The 18694-nt window shown below is 47.6% G+C and carries 15 protein-coding genes and 1 riboswitch; of the genes, 12 read left to right on the plus strand and 3 right to left on the minus strand.

The features are described from left to right. From N288_RS03000 to N288_RS03010, 3 genes are all read left to right on the plus strand, one after another. Positions 1–768 carry a thiazole synthase gene (locus N288_RS03000; RefSeq protein WP_009792263.1) on the plus strand — a complete coding sequence of 256 codons (768 nt, stop codon included), beginning with the start codon at positions 1–3 and terminating at the stop codon, positions 766–768. Further along, entirely contained in the window at positions 765–1787 is a 1023-nt protein-coding gene (locus N288_RS03005; RefSeq protein WP_009792262.1) for a thiazole biosynthesis adenylyltransferase ThiF, read from the plus strand. Before N288_RS03000 ends, N288_RS03005 begins: the two co-directional genes overlap by 4 nt. Positions 1788–2004: 217 nt before the next feature. Next, a complete protein-coding gene (locus N288_RS03010) occupies positions 2005–3180 on the plus strand; it encodes an IS256 family transposase (protein ID WP_022543342.1) in 1176 nt (391 codons plus the stop codon). Positions 3181–3624: 444 nt separating this feature from the next. Here N288_RS03010 and N288_RS03015 read toward each other — a convergent pair whose 3' ends face one another. Both N288_RS03015 and N288_RS03020 read right to left on the minus strand, forming a co-directional pair. Beyond that, positions 3625–5904 carry a midas domain-containing protein gene (locus N288_RS03015; RefSeq protein ID WP_022543343.1) on the minus strand — a complete coding sequence of 760 codons (2280 nt, stop codon included), beginning with the start codon at positions 5902–5904 and terminating at the stop codon, positions 3625–3627. Positions 5905–5934: 30 nt separating this feature from the next. After that, positions 5935–7293 (minus strand): hypothetical protein, encoded by a 1359-nt coding sequence (locus N288_RS03020; protein ID WP_009792257.1) that lies wholly within the window; start codon positions 7291–7293, stop codon positions 5935–5937. A 330-nt stretch (positions 7294–7623) separates the two neighbouring features. On the opposite strand from N288_RS03020, the gene N288_RS03025 reads away from it, so the two are divergent. From N288_RS03025 to N288_RS03060, 9 genes are all read left to right on the plus strand, one after another. Beyond that, on the plus strand, positions 7624–8757 hold the full coding sequence (locus N288_RS03025) for a zinc-dependent alcohol dehydrogenase (protein ID WP_009792256.1): 1134 nt from the start codon (positions 7624–7626) through the stop codon (positions 8755–8757). 110 nt (positions 8758–8867) lie between these two features. Further along, positions 8868–10346, plus strand: a complete 1479-nt coding sequence (locus tag N288_RS03030) for an amidase (RefSeq protein WP_022543344.1) — start codon at positions 8868–8870, stop codon at positions 10344–10346. Positions 10347–10521: 175 nt separating this feature from the next. Continuing rightward, complete coding sequence (locus tag N288_RS03035) at positions 10522–11667, plus strand: DEAD/DEAH box helicase (RefSeq protein ID WP_009792254.1); 1146 nt, start codon at positions 10522–10524, stop codon at positions 11665–11667. Between the two features lie 428 nt (positions 11668–12095). Beyond that, positions 12096–13568, plus strand: a complete 1473-nt coding sequence (locus N288_RS03040; protein WP_035401842.1) for an amidase — start codon at positions 12096–12098, stop codon at positions 13566–13568. Between the two features lie 76 nt (positions 13569–13644). Beyond that, a complete protein-coding gene (locus N288_RS25610; protein WP_009792252.1) occupies positions 13645–13779 on the plus strand; it encodes a hypothetical protein in 135 nt (44 codons plus the stop codon). 87 nt (positions 13780–13866) lie between these two features. Next, positions 13867–13951, plus strand: a riboswitch (cyclic di-GMP riboswitch). Positions 13952–13996: 45 nt separating this feature from the next. Continuing rightward, the gene (locus N288_RS03045; protein ID WP_069358500.1) at positions 13997–14875 is read left to right on the plus strand and encodes a hypothetical protein; all 879 of its coding nucleotides are present in this window, start codon (positions 13997–13999) and stop codon (positions 14873–14875) included. Between the two features lie 155 nt (positions 14876–15030). Beyond that, positions 15031–15360 (plus strand): PadR family transcriptional regulator, encoded by a 330-nt coding sequence (locus N288_RS03050; protein ID WP_022543345.1) that lies wholly within the window; start codon positions 15031–15033, stop codon positions 15358–15360. After that, positions 15347–15910, plus strand: a complete 564-nt coding sequence (locus tag N288_RS03055; RefSeq protein ID WP_009792249.1) for a DUF1700 domain-containing protein — start codon at positions 15347–15349, stop codon at positions 15908–15910. The genes N288_RS03050 and N288_RS03055 overlap by 14 nt, the downstream gene beginning before the upstream one ends. Continuing rightward, positions 15907–16860: a DUF4097 domain-containing protein gene (locus N288_RS03060; protein ID WP_009792248.1), complete on the plus strand. Its 954-nt coding sequence runs from the start codon at positions 15907–15909 to the stop codon at positions 16858–16860. Before N288_RS03055 ends, N288_RS03060 begins: the two co-directional genes overlap by 4 nt. A gap of 61 nt (positions 16861–16921) precedes the next feature. Here N288_RS03060 and N288_RS03065 read toward each other — a convergent pair whose 3' ends face one another. Further along, positions 16922–18688 carry a glycoside hydrolase family 66 protein gene (locus N288_RS03065; RefSeq protein WP_157638543.1) on the minus strand — a complete coding sequence of 589 codons (1767 nt, stop codon included), beginning with the start codon at positions 18686–18688 and terminating at the stop codon, positions 16922–16924. Positions 18689–18694 lie beyond the last annotated feature (6 nt).

Genomic DNA, 18694 nt, shown 5'->3' on the forward strand with positions numbered 1-18694 from the left:
ATGCTGAAAATCGGAACATATGAATTTAACTCAAGGCTATTGCTCGGAACAGGGAAGTATCCGGATTATGAAACGCAGAAAATGGCGGTCAAAGCATCACATACAGAGGTGCTGACTTTTTCAGTACGCCGCATGGATATTTTTGACCCGGAACAGCCGAATCTGCTGGAGGAGCTGGATGTGGAAAACTACAGGCTGCTCCCCAATACGGCGGGTGCAAAGACAGCAGAGGAAGCAGTCCGTACGGCAAAACTGGCCAGGGCTTCAGGCCTTTGCGACATGATCAAAGTCGAGGTGATCGGCGATATGAAAACACTGCTGCCGGATCCGATTGAAACCTTGAAGGCGTCCGAGGAGCTCTTAAAGGAAGGCTTCATTGTCCTTCCGTATATTTCGGATGATGTGATGCTGGCGAAAAGGCTGCAGGAAATGGGCGTGCATGCCATCATGCCGGGAGCATCGCCAATCGGCTCAGGCCAGGGAATCATCAATCCCCTCAATCTCAGCTTTATCATTGAACAAGCTGAAGTCCCTGTCATAGTCGATGCCGGGATCGGCTCCCCTGCAGACGCGGCCCTGGCGATGGAGCTCGGAGCGGACGGGGTCCTGCTGAACACGGCTGTTTCGGCCGCCAAGGATCCGGTCAAGATGGCCGAAGCAATGAAGCTTGCCGTGGAGGCGGGGAGGCTTGGCTATGAAGCCGGACGCATGCCAAAGAAAAAGTATGCTTCTGCAAGCAGTCCGATGGAAGGATTGAGCACCGTTTGAACGGCAGATACTCAAGGCAGGAGCTATTTGCCCCGATCGGCGAAGAGGGGCAAGAGAAATTAAGCAGCAAACATGTTCTGATCATCGGCGCCGGGGCGCTCGGGAGCGGTAATGCCGAAGTGCTTGTGAGGGCTGGAGTTGGAAAAATCACAATCATCGACCGCGATTATGTAGAGTGGAGCAATCTGCAGAGGCAGCAGCTTTATACAGAAGAAGATGCGGCGGGGAGGGTCCCGAAGGCAATAGCTGCAGGCCGCCGTCTTCAGTCGGTCAATTCATCGGTTCAGATTGAGAGTATCGTAGGTGATGCCGGGCCTGTGGAGCTGGAGCAGCTTGCTGAAGGCGTAGATCTGATCATGGACAGCACCGATAATTTTGACACGAGGATGGTCATCAATGACATTGCGGCCAAGCACTCAGTCCCATGGATCTACGGAGCCTGTGTAGGAAGCTATGGCATCAGCACAGCTTTCCTGCCCGGCGGCGAGACACCGTGCCTCAGCTGCCTGCTCGAGCAGGTGCCGATCGGCGGGGCGACCTGTGATACAGCGGGGATCATTGCTCCCGCAGTCGGGATGACCGTCGCCTATCAGACGGCCGAAGCGCTGAAAATATTGGTTGGAGATTTTAAGTCGGTGAGGCGGAAGCTAGTCACCTTTGATTTGTGGGAAAACCAGTTCTCAGCGGTGTCTACAAGCGCATTGAAAAAAGAAGACTGCCCTTCCTGCGGGGTGAAGGCTGTGTATCCATATCTTGCTTATGAAAATAGGATGAAGACAGCGGTTTTGTGCGGGAGGAATACCGTACAAATCCGTCCGGGTGCTGGAATGGTGATTAGCCTGGATGCTGCAGCAGAGCAGCTTCGGCTTGCAGGCGGGATAGTAGAAAGAAATCCATTCCTGCTTTCTTTTGAAAAAGACGGTCAGCGGCTTGTTCTTTTTAAAGACGGACGGGCGCTGGTTCACGGAACGAAGGATATCCAGGAGGCGAAGCGGGTTTATCATCGGTATTTGGGGTAGTTTGGGGGCTGATTTGGCTGCTTTTTCTATGAGGATGGGGTTAGCTGGGGTAGTTCAGGGGAGGATATTTGCGAGTTCTGGATTTTATTTGCGGGAATTTGAATATATTTGATGGTGTATAAAAGTATGTGTAAGACCTTTTTCTAGACAAATAAAAAAGGACAAAGTACCCTCTGAGTTATCACCACAATAACCTTAGGAGAGGAGCACTTTATCCATGCCCCATTTTAACATAGACGACCTTGATTTTGCCAATATCCTTAAACTTTCTATGCAGGACCTCCTTAAAGAGAAAGCAGAAAATATCTTGCGTGAAGAGATAAAGAATGTCCTAGAAAATGAGCCTGTCGGCGAAGAAAACTCACGTAATGGGTATTATTCACGGACTCTTGACACCATTTATGGCCGGATTGAGGATCTGGCAGTTCCCCGTGATCGTAAGGGCGATTTTACTACCCAAATGTTCGAACCCTATAAAAGACGTATGGTGGCCGTAGATGAACTCGTTGTCCAGCTCTATCAACATGGAGTTGGTGTTCGGCAGGTTGGGCTGATCATGAAAAGTTTGCTTGGTGAACAATATTCCCCAGGGACAATCTCCAATATCACTTCGGCTGTTATGGAGGACGTTATTGAATGGCAGAATCGGCCTCTGAAGGAACGTTACTGTGCTTTATTCCTTGATGCGCTATTCGTAAAAGTCCGCAGAGATACTGTAGGCAAAGAGGCTGTTTATATTGTTTTAGGTATTACTCCAGAAGGCCATCGGGAAATCCTTGGATTTTATGTAGGCGGAGTGGAATCATCAAACGGCTGGCAGGAGATCCTTCTGGACTTACGTAAAAGAGGCGTCCAGGAAGTTTTAGTTGGCGTATTTGATGGACTTCCAGGTCTCGAAGAGGCCTTTAAATCCATTTTTCCAAAAGCTGATGTTCAACGCTGCGTTGTTCATAAGGTACGTTCCACTATGAATAAAGCACGAAAAAAGGATCAGGCAGAGCTAAGCTTGGATTTAAAAAGAGTATACACTTCAAGCACATTCGAAGAAGCAGAAAAAGTGTTGAAAGAGATTAAGGAGAAATGGAAAAAGACTTATAGCAGGGAACTGGCCTCATGGGAAGAGGACCTCCCAGTCCTCCTAACTTTTTTACACTACCCTGAGGAAATCCAAAAGTATATATACACAACAAACCTAATTGAGCGTACCAACAAGGAAGTGCGTAAAAGGTTAAAGACAATGAACAGCTTACCTAATATTGAAGCAGCCGAGAAGATTATATACCTTACTTCTATCGATTATAATGATCGATGGGCAAGAAGGAAACTCGGTGGATTCGGCTTGGCCTATGAAACAATATTGAACATGTTTGATGAGCGATATCCAAAGTCATAAAACGCATAGTCAGGGAGTCAGGCAGCCTCGGCTGCCTGACTCCCCCCCTAAACTAAATATAACGATAACTCATGAAGTGCATATGCTTACACATAATTCTTGACGGAACCATATATTTGCGAGTTTCGGAGTTTATTTGCGACTTTTAAATTATATTTGCGACTCCTCCCAAGCGCAGGTTTATGCGGCAAACCGGATATTAGCAACTTTTGGATTTTATTAGCAACTTCTCTGTTTTATTAGCAAGTTTTCAATTTTACTAGCAACTTTCCCAATATACTAGCAACTTCCCCATTTTATTAGCAACTCGCCCCTCCAACAGCCAATAAAAAGGAGCCCTGCCGTCGCAGAGCTCCTTTCTTTTCGTAAGTTAACCAGATTCCTGCAGCCTGTGTTTCCTGAAGTCGCGAGTTTCAGCAGGCACAGCGCTGGAAGTTTGTAAGCTTACATCAGGTTTTCGAGTTCAAGACCAAGGTCAAGATCTAAACCCAATGAAGAGAAATATTCCTCTTCATATTCGCTGGACATGCCTGCAAGGTGAAGGCCAAGCTTTGCCCATAAAATAGCTTCTTCTTCATCGCTTAAAGAGGCAAGTCCCAAATCAGTCATTGCATCCAGGCGGGAAGCAGAATAGTCTTCGTCATCATTATTCATGGCAGAAGCTGAAAGTCCAAGCCTGCTCCAAAGACCTGAATAATCTTCATCGTCTTGTGAAAATAAACCAAGATTGTTCATCAGATCAAAACGGGCAGAAGACTCATCATTTTCGTCATTGTTCATTGCAGAAGCATTCAAGCCTGTTTTGTTCCAAAATGAAGATTTATCTTCGTCATCTTCAGAAACGAAACCTAAATCATTTAAAAAATTTAAGCTGGCAGAAGATTCTTCATCATCCTTGTTCATCGCAAAAGCATTCAAACCAGTGTTATTCCAAAAAGAAGTCATTTCATCTTCGTCTTCAGAAACAAAACCTAGCTTGTTCATTGCATCAAGATTAGCAGAAGACTCATCTTCGTCATCCTTGTTCATCGCAAAAGCATTCAAACCAGTGTTATTCCAAAAAGAAGTCATTTCATCTTCGTCTTCAGAAACAAAGCCTAGCTTGTTCATTGCATCAAGATTAGCAGAAGATTCTTCATCATCCTTGTTCATCGCTAAAGCGTTCAAACCAGTGTTATTCCAGAAAGAAGTCATTTCATCTTCGTCTTCAGAAACAAAACCTAGCTTGTTCATTGCATCAAGATTAGCAGAAGATTCTTCATCATCCTTGTTCATCGCAAAAGCGTTCAACCCAGTGTTATTCCAAAAAGAAGTCATTTCATCTTCGTCTTCAGAAACAAAACCGAGCTTGTTCATTGCATCAAGATTGGCAGAAGATTCTTCGTTATCTTCAGAAGTCATCGCACCAAGATCCAATCCAGTGTTCAAATCAGCAGAAGACTCTTCATCTTCATCTTTGTTCATAGCAGAAGCATCAACATCAGTATCCGCCCAAAGAGAAGATTCTTTATCTTCAGAAGTCATCGCACCAAGATCCAATCCAGTGTTCAGATCAGCAGAAGACTCTTCGTCCTCGTCTTTGTTCATAGCAGAAGCATCAACATCAGTATCCGCCCAAAGAGAAGATTCTTCATCTTCAGAAGTCATCGCACCAAGATCCAATCCAGTGTTCAAATCAGCAGAAGACTCTTCATCTTCATCTTTGTTCATAGCAGAAGCATCAACATCAGCACCTGCCATAAGAGAAGACTCATCGTCAGAAGCAGTAGCCCCTAGATCCAATCCAGTGTTCAAATCAGCAGAGGACTCTTCATCTTCATCTTTGTTCATAGCAGAAGCATCGACATCAGCACCTGCCATAAGAGAAGACTCATCGTCAGAAGCAGTAGCTCCTAGATCCAATCCAGTGTTCAAATCAGCAGAAGACTCTTCATCCTCATCTTTGTTCATAGCAGAAGCATCAACATCAGCACCTGCCATAAGAGAAGACTCGTCCTCAGAAGTCATCGCACCAAGATCCAATCCAGTGTTCAAATCAGCAGAAGACTCTTCATCCTCGTCTTTGTTCATAGCAGAAGCATCAACATCAGCACCTGCCATAAGAGAAGACTCGTCCTCAGAAGTCATCGCACCAAGATCCAATCCAGTGTTCAGATCCGCAGAAGACTCTTCATCCTCGTCTTTGTTCATAGCAGAAGCATCGACATCAGCACCTGCCATAAGAGAAGACTCATCATCAGAAGTGGAAGCACCAAGATCTAGATTGGTTCCAAGATTGGCAGAAGATTGCTCTTCTCCGTTGTCTTCACTTAAGGACGATTGTACATCTGCGTTTGTGTTTGCATCTAAAGATGAACCTTCTTCAGAGCTTTCGAGTCCCAGACCCAGGCCGAGATTGGTATCCAGGCTGCTTGAGTCTTCGGATTGTTCATGTCCATCGGAATTCACACTTTCTTGTCCATTAGCTGTTTTGGCAGCTGTTTCACCGTTTTCAGATGAACTTTCTGATACAGACTTAAGATTCAGGTTGGCCTTTAAGTTTGAAGTGAGTGAGGAGCTGTCATTCTCCTCGCTTGAATTCAAGCTTGTCAGTAGATTGGTTGAAAGTCCAAGTGAATTTTGGTTAGTGTCTTCAGATGCCAGAGTGTAGGAGCCTCCTGCAAAAAGACCTGCTGCAGCAAAACCTGTGATCGCTAATGTTTTCAATAAGTGTTTGTTTTTCAATTGAATTCTCTCCTTCTTCTTTTTAGTTTTTTATATAAAAACGTGTAAGAAGAAGGTTGTTTGCGGCGGCTGTGAAGGAGGAGCATTTAACCATTGATCATGGAAAAAAGCAACTGCACTATATCTGGCCGCTTTTTCAGACATTGCATCAATCATAGGAACACCGGCAAAGTATATGGAAGGGAGTGCTGCCCCGCTTGATGCGGATTGTCCTCCGCTTGCTGTAGTGCTGGTGCCATTTGTTCCGCTGTTGGCAGGTACGTAGGCAATTGCGGCTTGTACCGGCTTTTCAGCTGGTGCCTTATCAGTGGCCTTGTTTTGGAACTTGTTTCCGCTTTCAGCAGAAGGCGCTGTTCCAGACTCTGCTGAAGAACCGAAGAACTGTTCAGAAGCGTCTGCTGCCAAAGGTTCTGGCTGAGACAATCCATCAGTTGCAACTCCATCAGACTTGACAGGTGTTTTATCATTAACCGAATCTGGCTCTGTTTGATTGGCCGGTGTGTCTGCTGCCGCCATACCATCCGGGATGTTTGTATCAGCAGGTGTTGTAATGCTGATAGAATCGGTCCTGCCATTATCGGCAGACGGCGTATTCACCTTGGTGGAATCCCCCGCTCCAATATCAGCCGCCGGAGTTTTAACAGAAATAGAATCAGACACATCTACATCTGCGGCCGGAGTATTCACTTTGATGGAATCGCCCACCTCGGCATCGACAACCGGAGTTTTAACAGAAATAGAATCAGACACATCTACATCTGCGACCGGAGTATTCACCTGGATGGAGTCGCCCACTTCGGCATCGATAACCGGAGTTTTAACAGAAATAGAATCAGACACATCTACATCTGCGACCGGCGTGTTCACCTTGATGGAGTCGCCCACTTCGGCATCGACAACCGGAGTTTTAACAGAAATAGAATCAGACACATCTACATCTGCGACCGGAGTGTTCACCTTGATGGAATCGCCCACTTCGGCATCGACAACCGGCGTTTTGACGGAAATGGAATCGGAAACGCTGGCTTCGGCAATCTTTGCGTCCACTTTTATGGAAGGGTCCTCGGAAAGGTTAATATTCACCAGGGATTTTTCTTCCGCATTTTCGTCCTTTTCCACAGTGATGATTGGCTTTGTCACCGTCTTGACTGTTTCTTCTACTGCACCGGTCACTGTGCCAAGAAGAGAGGCATCTTTTGGTTTGGCTTTGTCATTATTCTGTTGTCCGCTTTGATCCTGGCTTTTCTCGCTTCGCTGCAGGGGGACCGTTTCTTTAACGGTGCTTGTGACTTTTTCTGTCGCAGAGCCCAGCAGCCCGTCCGCCAGTGCAGTCGAAGGGATGAAGCAGAAAGCCGCAAGAACAAAGGCTTGTACGAATCTGGCTGACACTCGAATCGCTCACCTCCTTTCAAAATTCCGCCTGAATTGGAACTTATTCCATCCTTTTGTACCCGGCGGAAATGCTTATAAACTTTTCGGTGTTCTGCTGAACTAACGAAAAAGAATTCGTTTTGGATCACTTTTTCATAAAAAAAATTTGAAGTTTTTTAGAAAATCCTTTTAGGAGTAAGGGACTGGGATGATGGGCATATTTGGAAAGCGATAAGTAAAATAAAATATTCCTGCCAAAAAAATTTTGGAATACTTTTCTGAAAAAACATGTTCCCTTCCTCAGGTAATAGGGTATATCCAAATAGATTCTGGATAGGAGTGTGAGAGATGAAAGCCGTAACTTACCAAGGTTCCAAAGATATTCAAGTCAAGGAAGTTGAAGATCCAAGGATTGAGAAAAATGATGATGTTATTGTCAAAATAACTTCCACAGCGATTTGCGGGTCAGATCTGCATATCTACCAGGGAAATATGCCCCTGAGGGAAGGCTATATTATCGGACATGAACCGATGGGCATTGTTGAAGAGGTTGGCCCTGAGGTTACGAAGGTGAAAAAAGGGGACAGGGTTGTCATTCCTTTTAACGTTTCCTGCGGGCAGTGCTTCTTCTGCCAGCATGACATGGAAAGCCAATGCGATAATTCCAATCCTCACCAGGATACAGGCGCTTACTTTGGCTATACAGAAAGATACGGAAACTACCCTGGCGGCCAGGCAGAGTATCTGCGCGTCCCTTATGGAAATTTTGTACCGTTTGTTGTACCCGAATCCAATGAAATGGAAGACGAGGAGCTGCTGTTCCTTTCCGATGTTCTCCCGACTGCTTATTGGAGCGTTCTTCATTCCGGCGTCAAAAAGGGTGACACGGTCGTCGTCCTGGGCTGCGGACCGATCGGCTTGATGGCCCAGAAATTCGCCTGGATGAAAGGCGCTTCCCGAGTGATTGCAGTCGACCATCTTGACTACCGCCTGCAGCATGCCAAGCTCGTCAATAAGGTTGAAACCTTCAACTTCAGTGAACATGATGATATGGGTGATTATCTGAAGGAAATCACAAGCGGCGGTGCCGAGGTTGTCATCGACTGCGTCGGCATGGACGGGAAGAAATCAGCGATTGAAAAAATCGAGCAAAAGCTGAAGCTTCAGGGAGGAACACTCGGGCCTATCCAGATGGCAACGAAGGCTGTCAAGAAATTCGGAACAGTCCAGCTGACCGGCGTTTACGGTGCAACCTACAATATGTTCCCGCTTGAAGCTTTCTTCTCCAGGAACGTAACGATTAAAACAGGACAGGCACCAGTTATCCATCTGATGCCGGAAATCTATAATATGATTGAAGAGAAAAAGATTGATCCGACCCACATTGTCAGCCACAAACTGCCCCTCGCAGATGCGGCACGCGGCTACCATCTGTTCAATGAACATGAAGACGATTGCACAAAGGTTGTATTGAAGCCATAAACAGCAGGCAGGTCCTTTCCGGGCCTGCCTTTCCTTTTGGCATTTTGCAGGATATCCACCTGATGTCAGAGAAATGTATGGGTACTATTTCTTTTAAAGCAGGTGGAAAAATGAACAAACTGTTTTTGGAAAATGATGCCCTTGCGCTGGCGGAGCTGGTCAAAAAGAAAGAAGCTGCGCCGATTGAGCTGGCAGAAGCCGCCATTGAGAATATTGAAGCGTTGAATCCTGGGCTTAATGCGGTAATCAATAAAATGTATGACCAGGCAAAAAAGGCTGCTTTATCTGCTGATCTAGAGGGAAGTTTTGCAGGAGTGCCGATGCTGCTGAAAGATATCACGCAGGAAATCGCGGGAGAAAGAATCACTTCAGGCTCTAAGGCGCTGCAGAATTACCGTGCAAAGAGCGATTCTGAATTTGTGGCCAGGCTCCGGCGGACGGGTGCCATTTTTATAGGGCAGACGAATGTTCCCGAGCTTGCATTAATGGGGATTACAGAGCCTGAATTTCACGGACCGGCCAGGAATCCATGGAATCCTGATTACACTCCGGGCGGCTCAAGCGGCGGTTCCGCTGCAGCAGTGGCGAGCGGGATGGTGCCGATTGCAGGCGCCAATGACGGCGGCGGCTCGATCCGCATCCCTGCCGCTTATTGCGGCCTGTTCGGCCTGAAGCCGGGCAGGGGAAGGACACCGGCCGGCCCTGGGATTGGCCGGCATTGGCAGGGGGCTTCATCCGACCATGTGCTCACCCGTTCGGTCAGGGACAGCGCTGCCATGCTAGATGAGCTGCATGGACCGGAAAAAGGCGGCGCCTTCTACGCTATTCCCCCATCAGAATCGTATCTGGGCTGTCTGGAAAAGCCGCTCCCAAAAACCATGAAAATTGCTTATACCACAGCTTCCCCGCTTGGCACCGATGTCCATCCCGACTGCAGGGAAGCTGTGCTCCGCACGGCTGCTATCCTCGAAGATCTGGGGTACCGGACCGAAGAAGCTGAACCGGATATAGACGGGAAGAAGCTTGCCCAAAGCTATATCACCATGTACTTTGGAGAGGTGGCTGCGGCGCTGGCTGGAATGGAGGCAACACTCGGGCGGAAGGTGTCCAGGACGGATGTGGAAGCATCTACATGGCTCCTCGGGATGCTTGGAAAAACAATCTCTGCCGGGGATTTTGTCCTGAGCATGAGGGAATGGGACAAAGCCGCCTATGTGATGGATTCTTTCCATGAGACCTATGACTTTTATTTGACTCCTGCCACTGCTTTTCCGCCTGCAAGGATCGGCGAGCTCAGCCTTAAAAATGCAGAAAAAACAGCTGTCCGGCTGATCAGCATGCTGAAGCTGGGAAAGCTTGCCCAAAAGGCCGGGCTTGCCGGCCAGCTCGCTGAAAACAGCCTGAAGCGGACGCCGTTCACCCAGCTCGCCAACCTGACAGGGCAGCCGGCGATGAGCGTGCCCCTGCACAGTACAGCAGAGGGCTTGCCATGCGGTGTTCAGTTTATGGCAGCCAAAGGGCGTGAGGATCTTTTGTTCCGGCTTGCATTTGAACTGGAACAGACGCCTCATTGGCTAAGGAAATATTGAGATGCAGTTAGGGGATTTTTTACTGGGGGACGTAGCTCAGCTGGCATGAAGGCTGGACATCTGGAACATCATAAGCTAGTATCAGAACGGTACACAACTTTTTGTAAAACTGGGCATGCTCTAAAAAAGCAGCTCTGGAATAGATGAGATTTTTTTGCAAAAGAAGGAGATAGTTATGACTGAAAATCAATCTGTAGTTACCGGCCTGAAGCCTTTTATCCAGGAAGTCTGGGAAAAATCCGGCTTTAATGAGCCAACCGCCGTTCAATCGAAGAGCATCCCCTTTATCCAGGAGGGCAGGGACGTGATCGCCGAATCGCCGACAGGGACAGGCAAGACGCTTGCTTACCTGCTGCCGCTTCTTGATAAAATCGATCCCGGCAAAAAAGCGGTTCAAGCCGTTATTGTGGCCCCTTCACAGGAGCTTGTTATGCAAATCTTCTCGGAGGTCCAAAAGTGGGCAGAAGGAAGCGGCATAAAAGGAGCCACCTTCATCGGCGGCGCCAATACGAAAAGACAGCTAGAAAAGCTGAAGAAGCACCCGCAGATCGCTTTGGGCACGCCTGGGCGGATGCTCGAGCTGATCAAACAGAAAAAACTGAAGATGCATGAAGTCAAAACGGTTGTGCTCGATGAGGGAGATCAGCTCCTTGTTCCTGAGCATCTTGAGACAGTAAAGACCATTTTAAAGTCAACCCTTGCTGACAGGCAGCTTGCTTTCTTTTCAGCAACACTTCCTGAAAGCACCGCGAAGGTTGCACAGGAGCTCTCCGCTGATGCCGAGCTCATCCGCGTAGGGAAGGAAGAGGCAATCCCTTCAGATGTGGACCATATTTATTTTGCCTGTGAGCAGCGGGATAAAATTAAACTCCTTGAAAAGATCTCCCGTGTAAAGGATATCAAGGGGCTTGCCTTTGTAAAGGATATCGGCAATCTGGCTGTCCTTTCCGAAAAGCTTGATTTTAAAGGCGTGAAGGCCGGAATCCTGCATAGCGACCTGGACAAAATGGACAGGCAGAAGCATTTGAAAAATTTCCGCGAAGGAAAAAGCAGCCTGCTGTTCGCAACAGATGTGGCTGCAAGGGGCCTTGACATCCAGGGTGTCACTCATGTTGTGCACTATGATTTTCCGAAAGACATCAAGCAATATGTCCACCGCTCAGGGCGCACGGGCCGTTTCGGCGCAAGCGGGACGGTCATCTCGCTCGTCACCGAAAGGGAAGAACGCGAACTGAAGAAGTTTTGCCAGGAGCTTGGCATCACGCCGGAGAAGAAAATGTTTTATTCCGGTGATATCGTTGACGCTGATAGAAGAAGGTAATAGGGAGCTGACAACCCGGGTTTGGGTTGTCAGCTTTTTTTGTTGGGTTTTTGTGAAAAAATGTAAGGTGGAAAAAATATCGGCTGTTTTGGGTGGAATAATTGAAAAAGTAGGGTGAATACATGAAAAAGTAGGGTGAATAAACGGAAAAGTAGGATGAATAAACGGAAAAGTAGGGTGATTAACTTAAATTGACCGGGGATCCACCCTAAATGAATCAGGATCCACTCTAAATTGGTCTGATTCAACAAGATGGAACAGCAGAATTAAACCCAGCCTTAAAGAAAAAGATCATTTCCTAGAAAAACACCACAAATCCACCAGCGAATATTCGAGGTCCTCTCTAACCAACCTTCATTATAGTAAAGGATTCAGAAAATATGCTAAAATATGAAAGTAAACTCAATGTGAAAGGAATCGATTCCTATATGAAAAATCCAAGGCTGAAAAAGCTCCAGGAAGAATGGCTCCTGGAGGCCACTATAGATGAGATGCAGGAGAAATTGGAGAAGGGCGAGGTTTCATCGAAAGAGCTTGTGCTGATGTACCTGCACAGGATTGCGCAGAAGGATAAGAACGGCCCGGCCATCAACTCTGTACTTGAGGTCAATCCGGATGCTGTCCAGATTGCGGCGGCACTGGATGCCGAACGTAAGCTGAAGGGCAGCCGCGGGCCGCTGCATGGCATTCCTGTACTGATCAAGGATAATATTGATACTGCTGATAAAATGCACACCAGTGCCGGATCTCTTGCACTGAAGGAGTCGGTTGCAAAAGAGGATTCCTATGTGGCCGAAGCTTTAAGAAAGGCCGGAGCCGTTATTCTCGGAAAAACGAATATGACGGAATGGGCCAATTTTATGACAGAGGGCATGCCGAGCGGCTACAGCTCAAGGGGCGGGCAGGTGCTGAATCCTTATGGGCCGGGTAATTTTGATGTCGGCGGCTCCAGTTCGGGTTCAGGTGCAGCCATCGCTTCGAACTTTGCGGCAGTTTCTGTCGGAACGGAGACGTCAGGCTCGATTCTCAGCCCGGCAAGCCAAAACTCGCTTGTCGGCATTAAGCCGACGGTCGGCCTGATCAGCAGAAGGGGGATCATCCCGATTGCGCATTCCCAGGATACCGCTGGCCCAATGGCAAGAACCGTCAGGGATGCCGTTTACCTTCTCGATGTGCTTGCCGGCAATGATGACAGGGATCCTGCCGTGCAGAACAATCCGGAGTCAGATTATACCGAGTTTGCAGGTTTTCTTGATGAAAACGGGCTGAAGGGCAAAAGGATCGGCATTGCACGTGAAGTGTATTTTGATTATTTGAGCGGGGACAAGCTTGAAGTGATGAACCATGCGGTTGAACAGCTGAAAGCTCTTGGTGCCGAGGTGGTTGACCCTGTAGAAATCCCTTCTACAAAAAATAATTGGAAGTATGATGTGCTTACATACGAATTCAAAGCAGATCTTAACGCCTACCTGCGCGGCGTTGCTCCTCATATAAAAGTGAAATCCCTTGCCGATGTGATTGCCTTTAACCTCGAAAACAGTGAAGCAGCCCTTAAGTACGGGCAGACCATCCTGGAGGAAGCCGAAAGAACAAGCGGGACTTTGACTGAAGAGGCTTATATCAGCTCGCTTGAGGAGGATGTCTACTTTTCGACTGAGGAGGGAATTGATCATGTCCTGAAAGAGCATCATCTTGATGCAATCGTGACGCCGAACAATTTTGGAGCGGGTATTCCGGCAAAGGCAGGCTATCCTTCCATCACAGTACCGGCAGGCTATTCCTTAGAGAATGAGCCTGTGGGCATTACGTTTACCGGCACTGCTTTTTCAGAAGCCGGTCTGATCAGCATGGCCTATGCTTTCGAGCAGGGGACAAAAGTGAGGAAATCCCCTCTCCTGTAAGGCCGCCAAAGCAGAATAACACATAGTGAAAAGGCCCATACTACCAGAGAACACGCTAGTAAAGGAGCGAGGCAGCATGGGCAGGACAAAGCTTGGAAATGCAAATGCACAGCGCAACAATAATAAAAAAAGAGAAGGCTGGACAAGCGAAGAGCTGGTGGAATTCAACACCGGCACGAAAAGCAAGAAAGAAAATCAGCCTAAAGACTAAGAAGAAGGCCCCCGTCATCAGGGGGCCTTTTTGCGTAAAAAATACCTTTATTTTTCCTGAAAAGTGATTATAATCAAATTAACAACTTACTGATAAAGGCAAACCTGTCGAAAGGCAGGGACGCAAAGCTATGGGCCTTCCCGCATCAGCGGTTGGCTGCCAGGCTGCCGGGCTCCTTTTTATGGATGTCATGGCATCATACAAAGGAGAGTATACAATGACAATCAAATTTTTTAAGACAGCTCTTTTGGCTGTACTGCTCGTGTTTGCAGCCTGCCCCGTGAAAGGAGAGGCTGCTGATATGAACCGCTCAACCTGGCTGTGGGATACAGCAGCCATAAAGGACAGGTCTGATGAAATCATTCAATTCCTGGCGGACAGGCAGGCAGATCAGCTGTATCTGCAGATTGACCAGAGCCTGCCGGCCGCTGTCTACCAATCTTTTATAGAAAAAGCAAATGCCGGCGGAATCAGTGTCCATGCATTGGATGGAGCACCTAAATGGGCCACGGCAAAAGGTGAAGCAGCGATGCGCAGCTTCTTCTCCTGGGTAGCTGCTTATCAGGAGCAGGCAAGCCCTGCCCAGCAGTTTTCAGGCATCCACCTGGATATCGAGCCCTATCTTCTGCCAGGCTGGGAAAGCAATTATAAAAACACCGTGGTGAATTATCAGACCCGTATGCTGCAGGCAGCCTCCTTGTCCGCAGAGCTCAGTCTTCCGTTGGGGGCAGATATGCCTTTCTGGTTTGATGAAATGATGTTCAGCAATAAATTCGGCAAAGATTCCCTCGCAGGCTGGGTCATAAAGAATACTGACAGTGTGACGATCATGGCCTACAGAGATACAGCAGCAGGCCCTAATGGGATGATTGAGCTGTCCAGGAACGAGGTTGAGCTTGCGGCACAATATGGGAAAAAGATAGAAATTGCCGCAGAAACAGGGGCTTCTTCTGAAGCGGCGTATATCACTTTTTATGAGGAAGGCACACTAAGAATGGAAGAACAGCTTTCACTTGTCCGTGACGCTTATTCCTCAGATTCCCATGTGGGATTCGCTGTCCATCATCTTCAAAGCTGGATGGATTTGAGGCCATAATCATCTTTGGAAAATGCCTATTTTTAAAAAATAGGTATTTTTTTACGTTCAGTACCTTGTAATGTTCAATAGTGTATTGTATGATGGGTTTGTGAATGAATGGAAGGATTTACATGACTACTGAATAATGTTCACTACCGGTGGAGGTGCAAGGATTGAATGTTCAATTCAAGAAGGGTGTTCTTGAGCTGTGCGTGCTGCTGCTGATTTCTAAGAAAGATCAGTATGGCTACGAGCTCGCGCAAAACATCTCGGATAAAATCGAGGTGGCTGAAGGGACGCTCTATCCTTTGCTCAGAAGACTGACAAAAGAAGAGTATTTAACAACCTATCTGGCAGAATCAACGGAAGGGCCTCCCAGAAAATACTATTCACTGACAGAAAAGGGCAGGGATTATATGAATATGCTGATCGAGGAATGGCAGCAGTTTTCATTGGCGGTTAATCAATTTGTTGAGGAGGGAAAGTCCAGTGGCAGGGAATGAGTTTTTAGAAAGGCTGGAAAAGCTGCTTGGTAAGGTGCCGGAATATGACCGGCGGGAAATGCTGTACGATTATGAGGAGCATTTTGAAATCGGGCTTGCAAACGGCAGGACGGAAAGGGAAATCATGGAGGAGCTCGGTGACCCGCATGTCATTGCGCGCGACCTGCTTGCAGACTACAGGATTGTCAAAGCGGAGAAAACGCAGTCGGTCTCCAATATTTTTCAAGCTGCGACAGCGGCGGTCAGCCTCAGCTTTTTCAATCTGGTCTTTATACTTGGGCCGCTGATCGGCCTCGCAGGCGTCTATATTTCACTATGTGCGGTGGCGCTCGTTTTGACATTGTCGCCATTTGCCTTGCTGGGGTCTTCGTTTTTTACGGGCTTTGAGGATATGACCCTGAATTTCTTTGCTTCGCTGGCACTGTTCAGCCTGGGCCTGCTGCTTAGCATCGGAATGATTTATGTCGGCAAATTTTTCTACCGGGTACTTCTCGGCTATATCAAATTCAATGTCAGGCTAGTCAAAGGAAAAGGAGAGAAGGCGGCATGAAGAAAATGGTGGCGGGTTTGGTCGTTTTATTCCTGATCGGTGTCGGCGGTTCAGCCATTACACTCAGCGCTTCGGGAGGTCTGAATTTTAACACGGTTGAGATTAATCAAAGCGAGACGATAAAAGCAGATTCCATCCAGCATATCTCAGTAAATAGCGCTTCTACAGATGTGGTCATCAGGGAAGCTGGCAGCGAGAAAGATATAAAGGTGGCACTAACGGGGAAAGTCAGCAAAAAGCTCAAAGATGATTATAAACTGAAGGTCAGCGAAGATGACGGCACCCTGAATGTCGACCTTGATGTGAAGAATATGTTCCGCATGGGAGTGGTTATCATCCGTGATGTGAAAATCGAGATGCTTCTTCCGAAAAAGGAATATGAGGAACTGGCAGTACAGGTATTATCCGGCGATATCAAAGCGGAAAACATTCAAAGCAAGGACAGCATTTTTGAGACAAAGAGCGGTGATGTTGCGCTGAAGAGAATGGAAGCCGGAGGCCAAATGGAAATCCAGGTGGCGAGCGGCGATGTAAGGGTAGAAGATTCAAAGGCGAAGGAATTGAAGTTTAAGGCAGCAAGCGGGGACATGCAAATCGATGGGTCAGCCGCAGAGTCAGCAGATTTATATACAGCTTCAGGGGATATAAAAATCAGCGAACTTTCCGGGGATATCGCTGCAAAAATTACTTCGGGCGACCTGAACATCAGCAATGATCAGCTGGCAGCCAGCATTACTGCCGAAACGGCAAGCGGGGATGTCAATATTTCATTCAAAGAGGAGCCAAGCGATATGATGGTTGATTTTAAGGCAACCTCCGGGGAGGGCAATGTCCAGCTTGATAGATTTCTTTTTGAAGAAAAAGAAGAAGACAGGATTCTCGGCAAAATTGGTTCAGGCGAGCATGTGGTAAAGGTTCATACTGCGTCCGGGGATTTTAATCTAAACTAACAATAGCGTGTCCAGGCGGAAAGCCCGGGCACGCTTTTATTTTTGGACAGGAATCTGTGTCCTAGTATTCAGCAACCACCATATCCCAGTAGGTTAATGACGGAATGCTGAATATAACATTCCCGTTTTCCTGCCTGAACGGAAGCTCTTCAGGCCTGCTGCCTTTAATATCAGGGGAGGCAAACCATAGGTTTTTGACCTTCCGATCTTCCTCTAAACTAAATGTAAGGTCCCGCCGTTCCTTTGGCTTAGCTTGATCGGCATTTGTATCGCGCCATTCCATATGGACCGCATCCAGGAAGTTGATGAAATGGAGGATTTTCCTGTTTCCGGATTCTTTCGGCAGCACCCAGATCTTTTGCTGTTCAGGATCTCCCATCGCTAATGGCAGCCCTTCATGGGATATGATCGCTGCCTCAGAGTCCCGCGTATGATCTCGCAGGATATTCTCATAAGCTGTTAAAAAATCATAATAACTGGCCATTTCTTGCTGAAGGCCTTCGGACACCTGAAGTTGATTGTGAGGGAAATATTCCTTGGAAAGCATATGCTCGCCCAATTCCAGATGTGCTCCGCCATTGGAAAAGATAACAGCATCTGTAAGCAGGGCGCCGGCTTCATTAAACATTCCCTGCTCATCAGAATGACGGTAATTCATATAAGCGGCCAGAACAGAGGCCTGTCCGTTATTTGTAAGGTTCCTATTTTCATCCAGTATCTTCTTGAGATCCCCATAATGCTTATACGGATCCCATACTTCGGTATACAGAAACGCAGCACCTGCTCTGCTGATGGCCGGCTGGCCATACTGATTCACGGCATTCATCACAATCTCTTTTTCAGGCAGCTTCTGTTTGATTTTCTCCAGGAAAGGCTGGAAGCTTTCTGCAAGGTGGATGCTGTCTCCAAGCTCATTAAAAACTTCTCCCCTGTCACCAAGCTGATCGATATGCCAGCCATCAAAGCCCAGGTATTGGTATACCATTTTCTGCTGTTCTATCAGATGGTCCTGCCACCATGGATTGGTGGGATTCATGATCAGCAGATTGCTTTTCCAGCCGCCAGGGAGGGGATGGATGTCAGGCTCCGGGCTGCTCTGATCCTTAAAAAGCTGCCATTCACGGGGCAAGCCGTTATCTTCAAAAGATCCGTACAGTAGATTATATGCCATGGTTTTTATGTTCCTCTGTTTGGCTTCGCCGATATACTGCTGTACTTTCTGCAATGAGATGCGGCGGTTTGCGACATCCTCCCGATGGCCCGCCGGCAGCTTATCCTCCATCTTCAGGGGCTCCTGATGCTCAAAATGCCAGTCATAGAATTGAAGCCCATTAAGATGATAGCGGTTCAAGTCGGATATGATAGCGGCAGCTGTTTCGGGGGAAGAGTCAGCAAAGTCAGACAGAAACCCGTAGCGGGGAAACCGGCTCCAGCTGCTTGAAACGTCTACAGCAATTGTTTCGGTCTGTATGCTGCCGCCATTTTCCACAGATACGACGGCCAAGTAGCCTTTATAATCCTTTTCCGGAGGATTCCAGCTCCATCTGTGGGTGCCGGGAGCCTTCAGTTCTGCAGCCACTGTGTCCAATGGGCGGCCAAGATGATAATAGGTGACCTCCACCGTGCTCCCAGCCTCTGCTTTTATTGAAAATTGGACAGAGTCCCCGGGATTATAGCGGGCTTTATCGGTCTGCAGATTGAAAAATAAATCTTTTGACTCCTGCAGGGAGGGAGCATCATGAGTGGTTTTCTCTTCCTTTTCTTTCAGGCAGAAGCTGGCAAGCGCCGCCAGCAGCAGAAGTCCGAGGATGGCTGCTTTGCCTTTCAATATGAT

The sequence above is a fragment of the Bacillus infantis NRRL B-14911 genome (assembly GCF_000473245.1).
Lineage (GTDB): Bacteria > Bacillota > Bacilli > Bacillales > Cytobacillaceae > Bacillus_AB > Bacillus_AB infantis.